The organism is Citrobacter freundii complex sp. CFNIH4 (assembly GCF_002934505.1).
GTDB classification, from domain to species: Bacteria; Pseudomonadota; Gammaproteobacteria; order Enterobacterales; family Enterobacteriaceae; genus Citrobacter; species Citrobacter freundii.
The window spans coordinates 1,591,245-1,609,934 of sequence record NZ_CP026231.1; the positions used below are offsets into that span (position 1 = coordinate 1,591,245).

Consider the following 18,690-nt stretch of genomic DNA (forward strand, 5'->3'; position numbering starts at 1 on the left):
ATCACCACGCTATCAGCATAACAAAGGCCAGACATACGCAAAGCGTAAAGAGTGACAGATCCATTAACAAGGGATGCCAGATTTCGCCAGAGTAAATCCAGTCGCGCAGTAGGCGATGAACAACCAACCAGAGAATAAAGCCTGCTACAATCGCCTTGAAAACAGGAGGGAAGTAGACAGATGCGCCGATCATTAAATCTTGTAGGGGCAATCCTGTTGCATTAAACATAAACTTCACGGGCAAAATCCTTGGCGGAAGAGAGCATTGCTATAGGTTTAGCAAAAAAGAGACAATGAGTCTCCGTAACGCATGATGTCTGAAAAAATGTCAGCCGGTAAGCAAATTTGGCAATACATTTGTTTTGGGAATACAAATGCTGCACACTATTCTAAAATCAGCACAATAACTTAGCAAGCTAATTATAAGGAGATGAAATTGGAATCGCCATTAGGTTCTGATCTGGCACGGTTGGTGCGCATTTGGCGTGCTCTGATTGACCATCGCCTGAAACCTCTGGAGTTGACGCAGACGCATTGGGTTACGCTGCACAACATTCATCAGTTGCCGCCGGATCAATCGCAGATTCAGTTGGCTAAAGCGATTGGCATCGAGCAGCCTTCGTTGGTACGTACGCTTGACCAGTTAGAGGAAAAGGGACTCATTTCACGACAGACTTGCGCCAGCGATCGTCGGGCAAAGAGAATTAAACTGACAGAAAAAGCAGAGCCGTTGATCGCTGATATGGAAGCGGTTATCAACAAGACGCGTGGAGAAATTTTGGAAGGGATTTCAGCTGAGGAAATTGATCTGCTGATTAAACTGGTCGCCAGGCTGGAACACAATATTATTGAGCTGCAGTCACAGGGCTGAAGCAACAAATGACGTGTGGCCAGAGTCTGACCACACGTGAATTTGATTAGCGTGGAGACACGGTAACCTGGCTGCCGTTGTTAGCCATAACAACGCGCTGGCCGGCTGAAAACTTGGTCGCACCCTGTTTCTGAACCACCATGATGGTATTACCATCATCCTTACGGATTTCCAGTTCCACACCCTGGGTTTTATTCATCGCACCTTGTACGCCTTGACCCGCTACGCCACCGGCAACTGCGCCTGCAGCCGTCGCTAATGAACGACCCGTACCGCCGCCGACGGTGTTACCGAGGAACCCGCCGAGTACCGCACCACCAATAGCACCAATCACGTTTGCGTCATCGCCACCCTGGATTTGCACCGGACGAACATGAACAATCGTACCGTAGGTAACGTTCTGAACTTGTTTCGCTTCGGATGCGGTATACACGTCACCTGAAAGGCTATCATTGTTAACGCAACCCGCTAAAGATACGCCCATTAATGAAACAATCAGCACACGTTTAATCATTTACAAATCTCCTTTGTCACCACGAAACGCTAATAAAGCACCCTTCATGGTTAAATTATATGGCATTTGTGAGCCTAAGATCACATGTTCTACTGGAACAATATGAAAATCTTAACCGAAATCGGATCAACCGAGTATAAACGAATCATTCATGTAATTGATGTAATTAAACGATCATTGTAATGATTAGCCACCAAAAATCATTAAGGAAGCATGGCATTAGTCGACACTTTATGGTTGAGTGTCAAGGCTAATTTGCTTAAAAGGATGACCTATGAAATCGGGCCGTTTTATCGGTGTAATGTCTGGAACCAGCCTTGATGGCGTCGATGTTGTGCTGGCGACAATAGATGAAACGATGGTTGCGCAGCAGGCGAGTCTGACCTGGCCCATCCCCATTCATGTTAAACAAGCGATTCTGGATATCTGCCAGGGGCAGCAGCTTACACTTTCTCAGTTTGGTCAGTTGGACGCACAGCTCGGTTATTTATTTGCTGAGGCAGTGAATGCGTTATTGGCGCAAGAAAAATTGAAACCGCAGGATATCGTTGCGATTGGTTGCCACGGGCAAACCGTGTGGCATGAACCGAACGGTGCTGCGCCACACACGCTGCAAATTGGCGATAACAACCAGATTGTTGCGCGTACAGGGATAACCGTAGTCGGCGATTTTCGTCGACGTGATATCGCCCTTGGCGGGCAGGGTGCACCGCTCGTTCCCGCGTTTCATCAGGCACTGCTGGCACATCCAACGGAACGGCGGATGGTGTTAAACATCGGCGGGATTGCCAATCTGTCTCTGCTTATTCCGCAACAACCCGTTCGTGGATACGACACCGGGCCGGGCAATATGCTGATGGATGCCTGGATCTGGCGGCAATGCGGTCAACCTTACGACAAAGATGCGCAGTGGGCCATTTCGGGAATGATTATCCTGCCGTTACTGCAAAATATGCTTAACGACCCTTATTTCTCCGCGCCTGCGCCGAAAAGCACTGGTCGTGAGTATTTCAATTATGGCTGGATAGAACGTCATCTGGTGCAGTTCCCGGGGATTAGTCCGCGGGATGTGCAGGCGTCGCTTGCCGAACTGACCGCGGTGACCATTTCAGAGCAGGTCTTGCTAAGCGGCGGTTGTGAACGGCTCATGGTCTGCGGTGGAGGAAGCCGTAATCCGCTGCTGATGATGCGTCTGGCGGCACTATTGCCGGGAACAGAGGTCACCTCAACGGATGAAGCCGGGATCAGCGGCGATGATATGGAAGCGTTAGCCTTTGCCTGGCTGGCGTGGCGGACACTGGCCGGATTACCTGGAAATCTGCCTTCTGTGACTGGCGCATCAGAGCCGAGCGTTTTAGGGGCGATTTATCCTGCTAACCCACAAACTCAGAGTTAACTGAAATTATTCAGCACCGTATGCCGGTAAACTAGGGATATTAGGGAGGGTTCCATTACCCTCCGGGACCAGGAAAGTCTTCAGGATATGGCTATGAAAAAACTATTGTTAGTGTGTCTGCCGGTACTGCTTAGCGGGTGTAGCGTATACAACCAATTTGTTGAGCGTATGCAAACGGATACGCTCGAATACCGCTGCGACGAAAAACCGCTTACCGTCAAGCTGAACAATACCCGCCAGACGGCAAGCTTTGTTTATGATAATCAGCTATTGAACCTCAAACAGGGCGTGTCGGCATCAGGTGCGCGCTATACCGATGGGATCTACGTTTTCTGGTCTAAAGGCGACGAGGCAACGGTCTATAAACGAGACAGAATTGTGCTAAATAACTGTCAGTTACAGAACCCGAAGCGTTGAGATTTTCACCTGGGCGGCGCACAATAGCGTCACCCACTGACAATCCGTAGCCCAAGATCATGTCTGATAACGACGAATTGCAGCAAATCGCGCATCTGCGCCGTGAATACACGAAAGGCGGTCTTCGCCGCCGCGATCTTCCCGCCGAACCCCTTGCGCTGTTTGAGCGCTGGCTGGGGCAAGCCTGTGACGCCAAACTGGCCGATCCCACCGCGATGGTCGTTGCGACCGTCGATGAAAATGGCCAGCCGTATCAGCGTATCGTGTTACTCAAACATTATGATGACAAAGGGCTGGTGTTCTATACCAACCTTGGCAGCCGTAAGGCGCATCAGATCGAGAAAAACCCACGCATCAGCCTTTTATTTCCCTGGCATACGCTGGAAAGACAGGTGATGGTGATCGGTAAGGCTGAGCGTCTCTCCACGTTAGAAGTAGTGAAATACTTCCACAGTCGCCCACGCGACAGCCAGATTGGCGCCTGGGTCTCTAAGCAATCCAGCAGGATCTCAGCTCGTGGTATTCTCGAAAGTAAATTTCTCGAACTGAAGCAGAAGTTTCAGCAAGGAGAAGTTCCACTGCCCAGTTTCTGGGGCGGCTTTCGCGTGAGTATTGAGCAAATGGAGTTCTGGCAAGGTGGTGAAAACCGCTTACACGATCGTTTTTTATACCAACGCGAAGATAACGCGTGGAAAATTGATCGCCTGGCCCCTTAAAGATGCAAATTTCTTGTTTTAAGCGCTGGTGCTGATCAATCCGGCGCTTTATTCTATGTTTCTTTCGCATCAGGCGAAAAGTCGTGTACCGGCAAAGGTGCAGTCGTTTTATACATGGAGATTTTGATGGCAAGCAGTAACTTGATTAAACAATTGCAAGAGCGGGGGCTGGTGGCCCAGGTGACGGACGAGGAAGCGTTAGCAGAGCGACTGGCGCAAGGCCCGATCGCGCTCTATTGCGGCTTCGATCCTACCGCTGACAGCTTGCATTTGGGGCATCTGGTTCCATTGTTATGCCTGAAACGCTTCCAGCAGGCAGGCCATAAGCCTGTCGCACTGGTAGGTGGCGCAACCGGTCTGATTGGTGACCCGAGCTTTAAAGCCGCCGAGCGTAAACTGAATACCGAAGACACTGTGCAGGAGTGGGTGGATAAAATCCGCAAACAGGTTGCACCGTTCCTCGATTTCGACTGTGGCGACAACTCGGCGATTGCTGCGAACAACTACGACTGGTTTGGCAGTATGAACGTACTGACTTTCCTGCGTGATATCGGCAAACACTTCTCCGTCAACCAGATGATCAACAAAGAAGCGGTTAAGCAGCGTCTGAACCGTGACGATCAGGGGATCTCCTTTACTGAGTTTTCTTACAACCTGCTGCAGGGTTATGACTTTGCCTGCCTGAATAAACTACACGGCGTGGCGCTGCAGATTGGTGGTTCTGACCAGTGGGGTAACATTACTTCGGGTATCGATTTGACCCGTCGTCTGCATCAGAATCAGGTGTTTGGTCTGACCGTTCCGCTGATTACTAAAGCTGATGGCACCAAGTTCGGTAAGACGGAAGGCGGCGCAGTGTGGCTGGATCCGAAGAAAACCAGTCCGTATAAATTCTACCAGTTCTGGATTAACACCGCCGATGCGGACGTTTATCGCTTCCTGAAATTCTTCACTTTCATGGACATTGAAGAGATCAATGCGCTGGAAGAAGAGGATAAGAACAGCGGTAAAGCGCCACGCGCCCAGTATGTTCTGGCCGAACAGGTTACGCGTCTGGTTCACGGTGAAGAAGGTCTGGTCGCGGCAAAACGCATTACCGAAAGCTTGTTCAACGGCAATCTCAGCGATTTGAGTGAAGCAGATTTCGAACAGCTGGCGCAGGATGGCGTGCCGATGATCGAGATGGACAAAGGTGCCGATTTGATGCAGGCGCTGGTGGACTCCGAGCTGCAACCTTCTCGCGGTCAGGCCCGTAAGACCATTGCGTCTAACGCAGTGACCATCAACGGTGAGAAGCAGTCCGATCCGGAATATTTCTTCCAGGAGAGTGATATCCTGTTCGGGCGCTATACCTTACTGCGCCGTGGCAAGAAGAACTATTGTCTGATTTGCTGGAAGTAAGATTGAGTTAGCAGGGGCGTGGGAAACTACGCCCCTTTATTTTTTCAGGGTTGTGATAAGTAAAATGAAGAATATCCTCGCCATCCAGTCCCACGTTGTTTTTGGCCATGCGGGCAACAGTGCAGCAGAATTTCCGATGCGTCGTCTTGGCGCAAACGTCTGGCCGTTGAATACCGTCCAGTTTTCAAACCACACGCAGTATGGCAAATGGACCGGTTGCGTTATGCCGCCGAGCCACCTGACTGAAATTGTCCAGGGCATTGCTGATATTGATAAACTCCAGACCTGTGACGCAGTACTGAGCGGCTATCTTGGCTCCGCTGAACAGGGCGAGCATATTCTGGGTATTGTACGTAAAGTAAAAGCGGCCAACCCGCAGGCAAAATACTTTTGCGATCCGGTGATGGGACACCCTGAAAAGGGGTGTATCGTAGCTCCGGGTGTGGCGGAATTTCATGTACGTCATGCGCTTCCGGCTAGTGACATTATTGCCCCTAATTTGGTTGAGCTCGAAATTCTGTGCGAGCATGCGGTGGACAATGTTGATGAGGCTGTTGCGGCGGCGCGTGAACTGATCGCTCAGGGACCTGAAATTGTACTGGTGAAGCATCTGGCACGCGCAGGTATTAGCACCGACCGTTTCGAGATGCTGCTGGTCACCGCTGAACAGGCGTGGCATATCAGTCGCCCGCTGGTCGATTTTGGCGCACGTCAACCGGTTGGTGTGGGTGATGTTACCAGTGGCTTGTTGCTGGTGAAACTGTTGCAGGGCGCGTCTTTACAGCAGGCGCTTGAGCATGTGACTGCGGCAGTGTACGAAGTGATGATCGCCACTGAAGAGATGCACGAGTATGAGTTGCAGGTGGTGGCCGCGCAGGATCGCATTGCCAAGCCTGAACACTACTTCAGCGCAACGCAGTTGTAATCAATGCCCGATGGCGTTCACGCTTATCGGGCATATTTTTAGCTGTAGGCCGGGCAAGCGCAAGCACCACCCGGCAGCAACAATTAATTTAACCCTTCTGCTTTAAGCGCCGCGGCAACCGCCGGGCGTTCAGCCATACGCGCCATATACGCGTCAATATGGCTTAATCCTGCCATATTCAGCTTAACCGCATAGGCCCAACGCAGTACGGTAAACAGGTAGGCATCGGCGATGCTGAAGCGCGGGCCGCAGATCCATTGGTTATCTTTTAGCGAGTCGTTCACATACTGCATTTTTTTCTCCAGCAGCGCGCGAACGGTTGGCTTGAAGTCTTCCGGCGTATCGGGACGGAACAGTGGCGTAAAGCCTTTATGCAGTTCTGTCGCAATGTAGTTAAGCCATTCGATGGTTTTGTAACGGGAGAGGCTGCTGGTAGGGGCAAGGAGCTGACGGTCTGGCACGCTGTCCGCCAGGTATTGCATGATGGCGACACCTTCGGTAAGTAGCGTACCATCATCCAGCAGCAGTGCTGGAACTTGCCCTTTTGGGTTTACCGCGAAAAAATCATCGCCATTTTCCAGACGTTTCTTCATCAGATCAACACCATCCAGCGTGAAATCTTTACCGCTCTCACGAAGTGTGATGTGGGAAGCGAGAGAACAAGCGCCCGGTTTGTAGAACAGTTTCATCGGTAACTCCTTTTGGCTGAGGTATATCGTATGGTAGTGCTACCTCATGCAAAAAAAAAGCCGCTAACAACAGTTAGCGGCCTGAAAATGAGTTTCCCTGAGAATTACGCTGTCGCGGCCTTAGCGGCTTTCTCATCGGCTTCGTCATCCTGAGTCATACGGTTCAGTTTCGGAGCCGTCAGCAGCATCAGAACAGCGATAACAGCCGTCGCAACACCAATCTGCAGGAACACACGACCGTAGACTTCAAGGGACATCAGCGGGTCAGTCACATTCTCTGGTACAGCCATCATGTTAGCGACGTAGCCACCGATGATGTTTGCACCGGCAGTGGTCAGGAACCAGCTACCCATGATGAAGCCCATCAGGCGTTGCGGAACCAGCTGTGCCACCATTGCCAGACCCAGACCGGAGATCATCAGCTCACCGATACTTTGCAGGCCATAGCAGATAATCAGCCAGTTAACGGAAACGATGCCCGCATCGGTAGCGAATTTCGCGCCCAGCGGCAGGATCAGGAATGCACCGGAACACAACACCATACCAATCGCAAACTTGGTCGGCATCGGCAGGGTATCGCCCATCTTGTTATAGATAGCGGCGAGGATTGGGCTACCAATGATGATCCAGAACGGGTTCAGCGCCTGGTACTGTTCAGGTTCGAAAGCAATGCCAAGAATAGAGTGCTCAACGTTACGAATCGCAAAGAAGTTCAGTGAAGTCGGCATCTGGCTGTACAGCACGAAGAAGATAATCGCTTCCAGCATCAGAATGAAGGCGACGATCATTTTACGACGCGCAGCGCCTTTCATGGTGAAGGCTTCTTTACCGAAGATAAACACGATACCAATGGCAATTACACCCAGAACCATACGTGCGATCTGCTGGTTGTGCAGCAGCCAGGTCGCAATCGCGATCAGAACCACAACGCCAACGATAGTCAGCAGCAGGTTACGGAAGTTGATTGGTTCAAAGTCAGGTTTAGAACCGTATTGTTTAACCCAGCGCTGACAGAATGCGAAGTTAACAACGGTAATCAGCATACCCACGACGCTCAGCGCAAACGCGGTGCTCCAGCCGTAACGCGCAGCTAACCATGGCGTTGCCAGCATAGAGAAGAATGAACCGATGTTGACGGACATGTAGTACATGGTAAATGCACCATCAAGACGCGGGTCATCTTTGGCATAGCAGGTAGAGAGCAGGGAGGATGGGTTTGCTTTAAACAGGCCGTTACCGACCGCGATAGCCGCCATGCCCATATAAACGATACCCGCATCGTGACCGGACCATGCTACCAGCGCATAACCGATGGCCAGGACAACGGCACCCAGCATAATGACACGTTTTGTTCCCAGAACTTTATCACCTAACCAGCCGCCAATGGCAACCAGACCGTACACCAGGGCGCTAAAGGACGAGAAAAGGGTGATGGAATCCGCTTCTGACATACCCAGCTGTTTAACCAGGTAGACGGCCATAATCCCTTGCAGGCCGTAATAACCAAAACGTTCCCACAGCTCAATAGAGAAAATGAGATAGAACGCTTTTGGTTGTTTGAAGGCGTTTAAACTTACGCTTTCTGTTGGTTTATTGTTTGCAGTAGACACTTTTACCTCTTTTTTTACATCCCATATCAACGGGGGTGTTCAGGTACGTGATGAGTCAAGTTCATCCGTCCGATTGTTATAGTGGGAGGGGAAACGGCAAGTAATGTTCACTATCTTGACCATTCAGACAAGTGGTTTGTAATAATCTGTTACATATATCATGACTGGTGAAATCGTCGGAGCTGCGAAATGTTATCTAGCGTTAAATTTCTTCATTTGTAAAATGGCAGATTTTTACACTGTTTAATCACCGCTAAAACCGGAATGTGGCGATATGTTCTGCTATTTAAGGTTGAATCCAGTGATATAGGCCATTATCTGAAAAATAGGCAGTGTAATGTTTTGTTTATAAACTGTGCAGTTAGGTCATCTAATTGTCACCTTAACTAAAAAATAAAAACTTATTAACATTGTGTTAGCTGGATGATCTGGATCACGTATAGATAGAAATTTCTTTTGCTAAAAAAACGATTAACCTGCTCAGGTGTTAATTAACAAGAATATTGCATTAGATATGAGCAATTGAATGGCATCATTGTCGGGAAAAGAAACTTTGGGGAGTGCATAACTAAACGTTATGTATGTATGGGGCAAAGAGGATGCCCCGGCAGCATTAGATATCGACTTTCTCTTTGAATTCGCAGAGATCTTCGATGATACAGGAACCACAACGTGGCTTTCTGGCTATACAGGTGTAGCGGCCATGAAGAATTAACCAGTGGTGGCAATCGACTTTAAATTCACTGGGTACGACTTTCAGTAGCTTTTCTTCTACCTGCTCGACGTTTTTACCTGGGGCGAATTGTGTCCGGTTACATACCCGGAAAATGTGGGTATCTACGGCAATAGTGGGCCAGCCAAAGGCGGTATTTAACACCACATTAGCCGTCTTGCGCCCAACGCCAGGGAGAGCTTCTAACGCAGCACGGTCTTCAGGCACTTCACCATTATGTTGTTCCAGCAGAATGCGGCAGGTTTTAATTACGTTTTCCGCTTTGCTGTTAAACAAACCGATTGTCTTGATGTAGGACTTAACACCTTCAACTCCGAGCTCCAGCATCGCAGCAGGCGTATTGGCGACGGGGTATAGTTTAGCCGTCGCTTTATTGACGCTGACATCGGTGGCCTGAGCGGATAGCAAGACCGAAATCAGCAGTTCAAACGGCGATGTAAAATTAAGCTCGGTTGTCGGATGCGGGTTGTTATCCCGCAGGCGAGTCAGTATTTCCAGACGTTTTGCTTTGTTCATGAGACATTCCCTGTTTCACCAGCTGGACTGTCCGCGACAGCCGCTTCGGCACGACGTTTCTTCATTCTCTCATCAATCAGGTACTTAACTGCCAGCATCAAGCCCAGACCAATAAACGCGCCTGGTGGCAGCATGGCCAGCAGAAACGGCGTATCAGTATGGAAGATCTCAACGCGCAATACTTTGGCCCAGCTACCCAACAAACCGTCTGCGCCATCAAACAGTGTACCGTTACCAATTATTTCGCGCAGCGAGCCCAGAACAAACATGGCGCCGGTCGCCCCCATACCGATGGAAAAACCATCGAGTGCGGATAATGCAGGGCCTTTTTTGGCGGCGAAGGCCTCTGCGCGGCCAACAACAATACAGTTGGTCACAATCAGTGGGATAAAGATGCCCAGAGACTGATACAGGCCAAAGGCATAGGCATTGATCAGCATCTGCACCGCACTCACCACGGAGGCGATGATCATGACATAAATTGGAATACGGATTTCAGGCGGAGTCCAGCGACGAAGGGCCGAAATCGTCAGGTTGGTCAGCGTCAGAACGAGCGTCGTCGCGAGCCCCAGCCCCAGCGCGTTAGTGGCGGTAGAGGTAACGGCCAACAGCGGACACATCCCGAGTAGCTGCACAAGCGCGGAGTTATTTTTCCATAACCCCTGGACAATAACGTCTTTAATTTCGCTCATGATTTATTCTCCACAGGCGCTAAGTTGAGGAAGCTGCGCGGGTAGCGTCTGCGCATACAAACCGGCGCGTTTTACTGCGTTTACTACCGCCCGCGGCGTAATGGTTGCGCCAGTAAACTGGTCAAAGTCGCCGCCGTCTTTTTTCACAGCCCAGTGGGCATCGTTACCCGTAGCGATCGTTTTGCCGCTAAAGTGGGTGATCCAGTCGGACAGTCGCAGTTCGATTTTATCGCCCAGTCCCGGGGTTTCATGATGCTCGGTTACCCGCGTACCCAACACGGTACCCGTAAAATCGACACCGACCAGCAGTTGAATCGCCCCGGAATACCCATCTGGCGCCGTAGCTTCAAGAATTGCTGCAACGGGACGGTCGTCCTGGCGGGCAATATACACGCGGTTAGTACCTTTGCCCAATGCCTGCGCATTGACCAGATAACAGCTCTCAGACAAGTTATTATTGTAGCGATCGCCAGGTAGCACCTGATCGAACAGTGCTTTTTGCTGCAGCGCGGCCTGTTCATCAATGGTGGACTTGGTTAATTGATTGATTGCCGCGGTTAATCCCGTTGAACCAGCAGCAAACAGTGCCAGCGTAATACCGTGTTTACGAATCGTTTTCAGCATTGGGAGTCCTTAGCGATGTCCGTACACGCGAGGGCGGGTGTAATAATCAATCAGGGGAACCGTGATATTTGCCAGTAATACAGCAAAGGCTACACCGTCAGGATAACCGCCAAAACTGCGAATCAACCATACTAACAACCCCGCAAGTGCGCCAAAAATCAGGCGGCCGCGGTTAGTTGTCGAGGCCGTAACGGGGTCGGTAAGAATAAAAAATGCACCCAGCATGGTTGCGCCGGAAAGCAGGTGTAACTGAGGAGACGCGAGTGACTCAGGTGAGAACAACCATCCCAGAGTGGCGCAAACGGCGAGCGACAGCAGGAAGCTAACCGGGATATGCCAGCGAATTGCCCCCTGCCATAACAGAACGATACCACCCGCCAGCCAGGCAAGATTAACCCACTGCCAGCCCGCGCCTGCCAGCACACCGCTGTAAATCGGGTATTGCATCACCTGTTCAACGGTATGCCCGGCATGCAGTGATGTCTTAAAGGTATCGAGAGGCGTTGCCTGGCTGATACCATCAATGCCGATACGTAGTGTATTCATATCCCCACCGCTGACGGTATGGCCGCTAAGGATAACGTTCAGCGCGTCAAAGAACCCAGGCACTGTAGCCGCAATTTCGTGCGGCGGCAGCCAACTGGTCATCTGTACTGGAAATGAGATTAGCAGCACGACATAACCAATCATGGCAGGGTTAAACGGGTTCTGACCGAGACCGCCATACAGCTGTTTCGCAATGATAACCGCGAATACCGTGCCCAATACCACCATCCACCAGGGGGCGAGCGGGGGAATACTCACGGCCAGCAGCAACCCGGTGAGTAACGCAGAGTTGTCTTTTAAAATCGGCACAATGGGTTGTTTACGCAGTTTAAGCACGCCCGCTTCGGCTGCGATAGCGCTGATGGCGGCCAGAATTATCTGGAACAACGTACCCCAGCCGAAGAACCACAGCTGTGCGGCGATCCCCGGCAATGCCGCAAGTAACACCAACATCATGATACGTGATGTCTGGCGCTGGTTATGGGTATAAGGGGAGCTTGCTATTCTGAATACCATTTATTCCTCGTTAACAACCTGCTGCTGTGCGGCTTTCTTTGCCTGAGCGCGTGCGATAGCGGCCGCGACGGCGGCTTTACGTGGATCAACCGATTCGGCTGTTTCCGGTACCGCCTGCTGCTCGAGCTTGCGGGCCTTAGCGCGGGCGATGGCCGCTTCCACGGCGGCTTTACGCGGATCTACCGATTCGGCTGTTTCCGATGCCGCCTGCTGCTCGAGCTTGCGGGCTTTGGCGCGGGCAATGGCCGCTTCCACGGCGGCTTTGCGTGGATCAACCGATTCGGCTGTTTCCGGTACCACCTGCTGCTCGAGCTTGCGGGCTTTGGCGCGAGCAATTGCCGCTTCGACGGCAGCTTTACGCGGATCTGTACCCGTGCTGCTGCCTTCACTTTGCGGCGAATTTTCCTTACGGGAAGCACGAGCTTGCGCCTTACGCGCCTCGCGTGCGGCAATCACTGCGCTATTGTCAGGTTTTTCACCTGCCTGAATTACTACCGGCTGCAGCGCCTGAGCCTGTTTCTCTTTTACGCGAGCCAGCGCGGCGGCAATAGCATCATGGTCTTTGGCCGCCGGTTGAGCAGCGGCGCTCTTATGGCGTTCAAGACGCGCTGCTTTTTCACGTTCAAGGCGCGCCTGTCGGGCTTCAAACCGTGCTTTCGCTTCAGCGGCTCGTTTTTCTTCCTGGCTAATGGCGTAAATCTCGGCTTTTTCCTGGCGGAAATACTGCACCAACGGAATATTGCTTGGGCATACCCAGGCGCAGGCACCGCATTCAATGCAGTCGGCGATATTGTGGGCCGTTGCTTTGTCGTGCTGTTGCCCTTTACTGAACCAATAAAGCTGTTGTGGCAGGAGATCCGCCGGACAGGCATCGGCGCATGCGCTACAGCGAATGCAGCCTTTCTCTTCCGGCGTTTCACCCATTTCACTGGCAGAGGGGGCCAGAAGACAGTTGGTAATCTTCACCACCGGGACATCCAGCCATGGCAGCGTAAACCCCATCAGCGGTCCGCCCATAATCACCATCTGGTCGGCGGAAGGGCAAAAGCCCGCGTCGTTGAGCAGATGACGAACCGGCGTGCCCAAACGCGCCCAGACGTTGCCCGGGCGGCTGACGGCTTCACCGGTAAGTGTCACGACACGTTCGGTGATCGGCTCACCGTCAATTACTGCACGTTTAATTGCATAGGCGGTTCCGACGTTTTGCATCAATACGCCGATATCTGAGGAGCGTCCACCGTGGGGAACCTGCTTGCCAGTCAGGATTTGTGTTAACTGTTTAGCCCCGCCGGAAGGGTACTTGGTGGGGATCACGCGCAAACTGATGTCGTGTGAATCAGCCAGCACCGCGCGCAGCATAGATATTGCCTGCGGTTTGTTATCTTCTATGCCGAGGAGGATCTCGCGTGGCTGAAGAATGTGCGCCAGGATGCGGATCCCTTCGACGACCTGCGCCGCACAGTCCTGCATCAGGCGGTCATCTGCTGTAATGTACGGCTCGCATTCAGCGGCGTTAATGATCAGCGTTTCAATTTTATCTCCGCCGCCCTGCAGTTTAACGCCGGTGGGAAAACCTGCGCCACCCAGCCCGGCGACGCCGAACTGATGAATACGCGCAATCAGCTCTTCCCGGCTGTGGGAGCGGTAATCGGTCCAGCCGTCTCGCTCAATCCAGCGGTCTTCGCCATCGGCGTCTATGATAACGCTCAACTCAGCCAGTGCCGAAGGATGTGCGGTGGAGTGCGGGGCAATGGCAACCACGGTACCTGATGTTGGCGCATGGACTGGAAGCATTTTGCCACGCCCGCGGGTTAATGCCTGACCACGCAGCACGGTGTCACCCACGTTTACGCACAGTTCACCCTCCGCACCAATATGTTGTTTCAGCGGAATAACAAAACGCGGTGCCAGCGGAACCTGTCGCAACGGTGTTCCGTTTGACTGGGTTTTCATTTCTGGTGGATGAATGCCACCATCAAAGTCCCAGATTTTATTTTTTCTGAATGCAGAGAATAACTTAAACATGTTGTTCCACGGGAATGATGCGCACAGGGATGGTGTTTAAATCCCATTTCCAGCTATCGGGTGTCTCGGCTACCGGGCGTAATTCAATGCATTGCGTCGGGCACGGGTCAACACACAGGTTGCACCCAGTGCAGAGATCGCTCATTACCGTGTGCATGGCGCGGGTCGCGCCCACGATCGCATCGACCGGGCAGGCCTGAATACACTTAGTGCACCCGATACAGTTATTTTCATCAATGACCGCCAGCATACGCACCGGCGTAACGTCTTGTTCATCACCATCAATAGGCTGCGGATCGACGTTCAGCAGGGCGGCAATTTTTAACATCACCGCTTCGCCACCGGGGGCGCAACGGTTAATTTTTTCACCCTGAGAGCCGATCGCTTCAGCGTAAGGATGACAGCCCGGATAGCCGCACTGCCCACACTGGCTTTGCGGGAGAATTTCATCAATTTTCTCCACGACCGGATCATCTTCAACGGCAAAACGTCGTGAGGCGTACCCCAAAATAGCGCCGAACGCCAGACCCAGTACACTCACTGCGGCAACGGCAATCCAGATAGCATTCATTACAACTTCACCAAACCACTAAAGCCCATAAAGGCCAATGACATTAAACCAGCGGTAATCAGCGCAATCGCATTCCCGCGAAACGGCGCCGGGACGTCCGCCACGGCGAGGCGTTCGCGGATCGCGGCGAACAGTACCATCACCAGCGAGAAGCCGACGGCGGCGGAAAAACCGTATAGCGCCGACTGTAAAAAGTTATGGCCGAGGTTGATGTTCAGCAGCGCCACACCTAACACTGCGCAGTTAGTCGTGATCAGCGGTAGGAAGATCCCCAGCAGGCGGTACAGCGCAGGGCTGGTTTTGCGCACAACCATTTCGGTAAACTGCACGACGACGGCGATAACCAGAATAAAAGCCAGCGTGCGCAGATAGATGAGATTGAGCGGGATTAGGATCCAGGTATCAATCAGCCATGCGCAGATGGATGCTAGTGTCATGACAAACGTCGTGGCAAGGCCCATACCCATTGCGGTTTCCAGTTTTTTGGAAACGCCCATAAACGGGCAGAGGCCCAGAAACTTGACCAGTACAAAGTTATTGACCAGTACAGTTCCGACAAACAGCAGCAGGTAATCAGTCATTTTTCGGCCTGAAATAAAAAAGCCGCCTATTATCTGACAATCTACAACAGGCGACAACAGGTTAACTGTAGGGTTATTACGGGTTCACAAACGTCGATTTAACGCGCTGCGATCGCTTGAAGTAGGGCACCAACAGTGCTGCGGCCAGTAATGGGAACAGCAGTTGGCGCACCGCAAAAGCGTCTGGGACAGGTGAAAACGCAAACGCTTTAATCGCCAGCAACACGGAGATCAGCAGCCACAGAATGTAATGCTTGGGCACACAGGCTCTGCGTTTGAAAAACGCAATTGTCAGCCACAGTGTGTAATACCACATGGCGATCGCGGTAACAAAGGAGACGCCCCATAACAGCAAATTTGCTGTACTTTGCTCACCCAGCGTTTTGAAGGTTTGCGGTGTTGCCAGCGCAGTGACATAAAGTAATAACGCCAGCGAAGCGCTCAACAACGCGACTAACAGCCAGGCCAGTGGCCCAAGTAGCCAGCCTCCGATACGTTGTGCCGGTGTGGTAGTCATCTCTTCTCCAGTTTTACGCGCGCAATCAATCATGCCATTCATTTTGGGGCGATTATTATAAAGCTTTTAACGTTGAGCGCTACTTTCTTCTCTATTGCACGTAATGCCAGACTGATTTAGGTACCTGACCAACATCAAACAGACGGCCTCCGGATATAAGCTCCGCACGGCGATGGTCTGCGGCACGGTACATATTGATCATGTCGCTATCGTCGGTGAGCGTGTAGTTTAAATGGTCGAAAAGTTTTTCCAGACTTTCGAGTGAACTGATTTTGCGGAATTTTAATAAGTAATCCTGAACAGTCATAAATGCAGATCCATATTAATAAAATAATACCAACGGAGTAGAAAATATAAAAATAAACAACGTGCACAGGTAAAAGCGGATTTACGTGAAAATGTAAGAAGAGTGTTTATACCTGTGAAAAAGCAGGCGCTATGCGCGTCTTCGGCAAGGGTAACGCGCTTAGCGATCGCTGGCAATATGCAGCGGAGCGGGATGCGGCATAATTCGTTTTTTTTGACAGAAAGCGATCTTTTACCGGCAAACCCTGCAACTACCAATGTTAATTGCCGGGCAATAAAAGGTTGCGGATGCTTATTTCTTCTGCACTGCCGCAACGGGCTCTGGTGGCTGGTAATTGTCAATATGATTGGCAACACCCAGCAGGATCACGGAGACGGCGAGAACAATCCAACCTGTTAATTCAATAAGACGATTCAGGTGATGCTGCCAACTTACTGATTTAGTGTATGATGGTGTTTTTGAGGTGCTCCAGTGGCTTCTGTTTCTATCAGCTGTCCCTCCTGTTCAGCTACTGACGGGGTGGTGCGTAACGGCAAAAGCACCGCCGGACATCAGCGCTATCTCTGCTCTCACTGCCGTAAAACATGGCAACTGCAGTTCACTTACACCGCTTCTCAACCCGGTACGCACCAGAAAATCATTGATATGGCCATGAATGGCGTTGGATGCCGGGCAACCGCCCGCATTATGGGCGTTGGCCTCAACACGATTTTCCGCCATTTAAAAAACTCAGGCCGCAGTCGGTAACCTCGCGCATACAGCCGGGCAGTGACGTCATCGTCTGCGCGGAAATGGACGAACAGTGGGGATACGTCGGGGCTAAATCGCGCCAGCGCTGGCTGTTTTACGCGTATGACAGGCTCCGGAAGACGGTTGTTGCGCACGTATTCGGTGAACGCACTATGGCGACGCTGGGGCGTCTTATGAGCCTGCTGTCACCCTTTGACGTGGTGATATGGATGACGGATGGCTGGCCGCTGTATGAATCCCGCCTGAAGGGAAAGCTGCACGTAATCAGCAAGCGATATACGCAGCGAATTGAGCGGCATAACCTGAATCTGAGGCAGCACCTGGCACGGCTGGGACGGAAGTCGCTGTCGTTCTCAAAATCGGTGGAGCTGCATGACAAAGTCATCGGGCATTATCTGAACATAAAACACTATCAATAAGTTGGAGTCATTACCGACGATTCATTACTGATGACATTTGCTTTGATTTATCCATAAACACAGGCTGCAAATGTTACTAATCTCTCATTAATACAGCAAGATGGTTGGGAACGATTTCTCCCTCTTTTTCGCTGCAAGTTAAGCATAAGTGGCATATGTTTGACTTAAGTTAAAAGCAACCTTTGTAGCGCAAAGGTTATTAAACTATTGAGACGTTGCAAGGTATGGTGTGAAATAGGTCAGTCCTGAATTGAGAGGCAATAACATGAGTGACAACATCCGCGTTGGGCTAATTGGCTATGGTTATGCCAGTAAAACCTTCCATGCCCCCCTGATTGTGGGCACGCCGGGCCTGGAACTGGCTGCAGTTTCCAGTAGTGATGAAGCAAAAGTGAAGGCAGACTGGCCTACGGTGGCGGTTGTTGCTGAGCCTAAGCTTCTTTTTAACGATCCAAATATCGACCTGATTGTGATCCCTACGCCTAATGACACACACTTTCCATTAGCGAAAGCTGCGCTGGAAGCGGGCAAACATGTGGTTGTTGATAAGCCTTTTACTGTGACACTGTCACAAGCTCGTGAGCTGGATACGCTGGCGCGCAGCCTCGGGCGCGTGCTGTCTGTGTTCCATAACCGTCGCTGGGACAGTGATTTTCTGACGCTGAAAGCTCTGCTGGCGGATGGTGTTTTGGGAGAGGTGGCGTATTTCGAATCCCATTTCGATCGTTTCCGCCCGCAGGTTCGTGACCGTTGGCGTGAACAGGGCGGTCCGGGAAGCGGTATCTGGTACGATTTAGCACCGCATCTTTTGGATCAGGCGATTAATCTGTTTGGTTTGCCCGTCAGCCTGACGGTAGACCTGGCCCAGTTGCGTCCGGGCGCGCAGGCGACGGATTACTTCCATGCCATCCTGACGTATCCGCAGCGTCGTGTGATCCTGCATGGCACCATGCTCGCTGCCGCAGAATCTGCCCGTTATATTGTGCACGGATCGCGTGGCAGCTATGTGAAGTATGGTCTTGACCCGCAGGAAGAGCGTCTGAAAAATGGCGAGCGACTACCACAGGAAGACTGGGGTTATGATATGCGCGATGGCGTTTTGACGCGAGTAGAAGGCGAAGAGCAGGTTGAAGAAACCTGGCTTACTGTACCAGGCAACTATCCGGCGTACTATGCTGGCATTCGTGATGCGTTAAACGGTAACGGTGAAAACCCGGTACCGGCGAGACAGGCTATCCAAATTATGGAGCTGATTGAGCTGGGTATCGAATCTGCGAAACATCGTTCGACGCTGTGCCTTGCTTGATTGGACTAATGCCGGATGGAGATGCTCAGGCATCTTATCCGGCCTACA

The 18,690-nt window shown here is 51.5% G+C and carries 22 protein-coding genes; 8 read left to right on the plus strand and 14 right to left on the minus strand.

Going from position 1 to position 18,690, the window contains the following annotated elements; translation table 11 throughout:
* Nucleotide 1 precedes the first annotated feature (1 nt).
* Nucleotides 2-238, minus strand: coding sequence for a DUF1656 domain-containing protein (locus C2U41_RS08165; protein ID WP_003029180.1), 237 nt, complete (start codon nt 236-238; stop codon nt 2-4).
* A 192-nt stretch (nt 239-430) separates the two neighbouring features.
* Between C2U41_RS08165 and slyA the strand changes: the two genes are divergently transcribed.
* The gene (slyA, locus tag C2U41_RS08170) at nt 431-871 is read left to right on the plus strand and encodes a transcriptional regulator SlyA (protein WP_019076732.1); all 441 of its coding nucleotides are present in this window, start codon (nt 431-433) and stop codon (nt 869-871) included.
* 46 nt (nt 872-917) lie between these two features.
* Here the strand turns inward: slyA and slyB are convergent, their stop codons facing one another.
* A complete protein-coding gene (gene slyB / locus C2U41_RS08175; protein WP_003029175.1) occupies nt 918-1,385 on the minus strand; it encodes an outer membrane lipoprotein SlyB in 468 nt (155 codons plus the stop codon).
* Between the two features lie 274 nt (nt 1,386-1,659).
* Here slyB and anmK point away from each other — a divergent pair, with 274 nt between their 5' ends.
* The 5 genes from anmK to pdxY all read left to right on the plus strand — a co-directional run bounded on the left by anmK (nt 1,660) and on the right by pdxY (nt 6,240).
* Nucleotides 1,660-2,781 carry an anhydro-N-acetylmuramic acid kinase gene (gene anmK / locus C2U41_RS08180; protein WP_103848737.1) on the plus strand — a complete coding sequence of 374 codons (1,122 nt, stop codon included), beginning with the start codon at nt 1,660-1,662 and terminating at the stop codon, nt 2,779-2,781.
* 87 nt (nt 2,782-2,868) lie between these two features.
* Complete coding sequence (gene mliC / locus C2U41_RS08185) at nt 2,869-3,198, plus strand: C-type lysozyme inhibitor (protein ID WP_003029170.1); 330 nt, start codon at nt 2,869-2,871, stop codon at nt 3,196-3,198.
* 59 nt (nt 3,199-3,257) lie between these two features.
* Nucleotides 3,258-3,914, plus strand: coding sequence for a pyridoxamine 5'-phosphate oxidase (gene pdxH, locus C2U41_RS08190; protein ID WP_003029169.1), 657 nt, complete (start codon nt 3,258-3,260; stop codon nt 3,912-3,914).
* Between the two features lie 126 nt (nt 3,915-4,040).
* Nucleotides 4,041-5,315, plus strand: a complete 1,275-nt coding sequence (gene tyrS, locus C2U41_RS08195; protein WP_003836431.1) for a tyrosine--tRNA ligase — start codon at nt 4,041-4,043, stop codon at nt 5,313-5,315.
* 64 nt (nt 5,316-5,379) lie between these two features.
* Nucleotides 5,380-6,240 (plus strand): pyridoxal kinase PdxY, encoded by an 861-nt coding sequence (pdxY, locus tag C2U41_RS08200; protein ID WP_103848738.1) that lies wholly within the window; start codon nt 5,380-5,382, stop codon nt 6,238-6,240.
* 83 nt (nt 6,241-6,323) lie between these two features.
* Here the strand turns inward: pdxY and gstA are convergent, their stop codons facing one another.
* From gstA to blr, 12 genes are all read right to left on the minus strand, one after another.
* The gene (gstA, locus tag C2U41_RS08205) at nt 6,324-6,929 is read right to left on the minus strand and encodes a glutathione transferase GstA (protein ID WP_003029164.1); all 606 of its coding nucleotides are present in this window, start codon (nt 6,927-6,929) and stop codon (nt 6,324-6,326) included.
* 104 nt (nt 6,930-7,033) lie between these two features.
* Nucleotides 7,034-8,539 carry a dipeptide/tripeptide permease DtpA gene (gene dtpA / locus C2U41_RS08210; protein WP_003029162.1) on the minus strand — a complete coding sequence of 502 codons (1,506 nt, stop codon included), beginning with the start codon at nt 8,537-8,539 and terminating at the stop codon, nt 7,034-7,036.
* 613 nt (nt 8,540-9,152) lie between these two features.
* Nucleotides 9,153-9,788 carry an endonuclease III gene (gene nth / locus C2U41_RS08220; protein ID WP_003029161.1) on the minus strand — a complete coding sequence of 212 codons (636 nt, stop codon included), beginning with the start codon at nt 9,786-9,788 and terminating at the stop codon, nt 9,153-9,155.
* Nucleotides 9,785-10,480, minus strand: coding sequence for an electron transport complex subunit E (locus tag C2U41_RS08225; RefSeq protein ID WP_032949225.1), 696 nt, complete (start codon nt 10,478-10,480; stop codon nt 9,785-9,787). The genes nth and C2U41_RS08225 overlap by 4 nt, the downstream gene beginning before the upstream one ends.
* A 3-nt stretch (nt 10,481-10,483) precedes the next feature.
* Entirely contained in the window at nt 10,484-11,104 is a 621-nt protein-coding gene (gene rsxG / locus C2U41_RS08230; protein WP_103848739.1) for an electron transport complex subunit RsxG, read from the minus strand.
* Nucleotides 11,105-11,113: 9 nt separating this feature from the next.
* On the minus strand, nt 11,114-12,166 hold the full coding sequence (rsxD, locus tag C2U41_RS08235; RefSeq protein WP_103848740.1) for an electron transport complex subunit RsxD: 1,053 nt from the start codon (nt 12,164-12,166) through the stop codon (nt 11,114-11,116).
* Entirely contained in the window at nt 12,167-14,191 is a 2,025-nt protein-coding gene (gene rsxC, locus C2U41_RS08240; RefSeq protein WP_103848741.1) for an electron transport complex subunit RsxC, read from the minus strand.
* The gene (rsxB, locus tag C2U41_RS08245; protein ID WP_003029148.1) at nt 14,184-14,762 is read right to left on the minus strand and encodes an electron transport complex subunit RsxB; all 579 of its coding nucleotides are present in this window, start codon (nt 14,760-14,762) and stop codon (nt 14,184-14,186) included. The genes rsxC and rsxB overlap by 8 nt, the downstream gene beginning before the upstream one ends.
* Nucleotides 14,762-15,343, minus strand: a complete 582-nt coding sequence (rsxA, locus tag C2U41_RS08250; RefSeq protein ID WP_003029144.1) for an electron transport complex subunit RsxA — start codon at nt 15,341-15,343, stop codon at nt 14,762-14,764. The genes rsxB and rsxA overlap by 1 nt, the downstream gene beginning before the upstream one ends.
* Nucleotides 15,344-15,419: 76 nt before the next feature.
* Nucleotides 15,420-15,860, minus strand: a complete 441-nt coding sequence (locus tag C2U41_RS08255; protein WP_003832803.1) for a DUF2569 domain-containing protein — start codon at nt 15,858-15,860, stop codon at nt 15,420-15,422.
* 91 nt (nt 15,861-15,951) lie between these two features.
* Nucleotides 15,952-16,167, minus strand: coding sequence for a transcription modulator YdgT (gene ydgT, locus C2U41_RS08260; protein ID WP_003029138.1), 216 nt, complete (start codon nt 16,165-16,167; stop codon nt 15,952-15,954).
* Nucleotides 16,168-16,458: 291 nt separating this feature from the next.
* A complete protein-coding gene (blr, locus tag C2U41_RS08265) occupies nt 16,459-16,584 on the minus strand; it encodes a division septum protein Blr (protein ID WP_003029134.1) in 126 nt (41 codons plus the stop codon).
* Between the two features lie 54 nt (nt 16,585-16,638).
* On the opposite strand from blr, the gene C2U41_RS08275 reads away from it, so the two are divergent.
* Both C2U41_RS08275 and C2U41_RS08280 read left to right on the plus strand, forming a co-directional pair.
* A protein-coding gene (locus C2U41_RS08275; protein WP_095033700.1) for an IS1-like element IS1B family transposase occupies nt 16,639-17,336 on the plus strand; the annotation gives its coding sequence in 2 pieces (ribosomal slippage) (nt 16,639-16,888 and nt 16,888-17,336; 699 coding nt in all).
* Between the two features lie 265 nt (nt 17,337-17,601).
* Nucleotides 17,602-18,642, plus strand: a complete 1,041-nt coding sequence (locus C2U41_RS08280) for an oxidoreductase (protein ID WP_103848897.1) — start codon at nt 17,602-17,604, stop codon at nt 18,640-18,642.
* Nucleotides 18,643-18,690: the final 48 nt, after the last annotated feature.

What these genes read in the sequence shown, in the direction of transcription:
- anmK (WP_103848737.1), top strand. Translation starts at nt 1,660, where the DNA reads ATGAAATCGGGCCGTTTTATCGGTGTAATGTCTGGAACCAGCCTTGAT.
- rsxB (WP_003029148.1), bottom strand. Translation starts at nt 14,762, where the DNA reads ATGAATGCTATCTGGATTGCCGTTGCCGCAGTGAGTGTACTGGGTCTG.
- ydgT (WP_003029138.1), bottom strand. Translation starts at nt 16,167, where the DNA reads ATGACTGTTCAGGATTACTTATTAAAATTCCGCAAAATCAGTTCACTC.
- slyB (WP_003029175.1), bottom strand. Translation starts at nt 1,385, where the DNA reads ATGATTAAACGTGTGCTGATTGTTTCATTAATGGGCGTATCTTTAGCG.
- gstA (WP_003029164.1), bottom strand. Translation starts at nt 6,929, where the DNA reads ATGAAACTGTTCTACAAACCGGGCGCTTGTTCTCTCGCTTCCCACATC.
- tyrS (WP_003836431.1), top strand. Translation starts at nt 4,041, where the DNA reads ATGGCAAGCAGTAACTTGATTAAACAATTGCAAGAGCGGGGGCTGGTG.
- nth (WP_003029161.1), bottom strand. Translation starts at nt 9,788, where the DNA reads ATGAACAAAGCAAAACGTCTGGAAATACTGACTCGCCTGCGGGATAAC.
- slyA (WP_019076732.1), top strand. Translation starts at nt 431, where the DNA reads ATGAAATTGGAATCGCCATTAGGTTCTGATCTGGCACGGTTGGTGCGC.
- C2U41_RS08280 (WP_103848897.1), top strand. Translation starts at nt 17,602, where the DNA reads ATGAGTGACAACATCCGCGTTGGGCTAATTGGCTATGGTTATGCCAGT.
- C2U41_RS08225 (WP_032949225.1), bottom strand. Translation starts at nt 10,480, where the DNA reads ATGAGCGAAATTAAAGACGTTATTGTCCAGGGGTTATGGAAAAATAAC.
- pdxY (WP_103848738.1), top strand. Translation starts at nt 5,380, where the DNA reads ATGAAGAATATCCTCGCCATCCAGTCCCACGTTGTTTTTGGCCATGCG.
- rsxG (WP_103848739.1), bottom strand. Translation starts at nt 11,104, where the DNA reads ATGCTGAAAACGATTCGTAAACACGGTATTACGCTGGCACTGTTTGCT.
- mliC (WP_003029170.1), top strand. Translation starts at nt 2,869, where the DNA reads ATGGCTATGAAAAAACTATTGTTAGTGTGTCTGCCGGTACTGCTTAGC.
- rsxC (WP_103848741.1), bottom strand. Translation starts at nt 14,191, where the DNA reads ATGTTTAAGTTATTCTCTGCATTCAGAAAAAATAAAATCTGGGACTTT.
- pdxH (WP_003029169.1), top strand. Translation starts at nt 3,258, where the DNA reads ATGTCTGATAACGACGAATTGCAGCAAATCGCGCATCTGCGCCGTGAA.
- rsxD (WP_103848740.1), bottom strand. Translation starts at nt 12,166, where the DNA reads ATGGTATTCAGAATAGCAAGCTCCCCTTATACCCATAACCAGCGCCAG.
- C2U41_RS08255 (WP_003832803.1), bottom strand. Translation starts at nt 15,860, where the DNA reads ATGACTACCACACCGGCACAACGTATCGGAGGCTGGCTACTTGGGCCA.
- rsxA (WP_003029144.1), bottom strand. Translation starts at nt 15,343, where the DNA reads ATGACTGATTACCTGCTGCTGTTTGTCGGAACTGTACTGGTCAATAAC.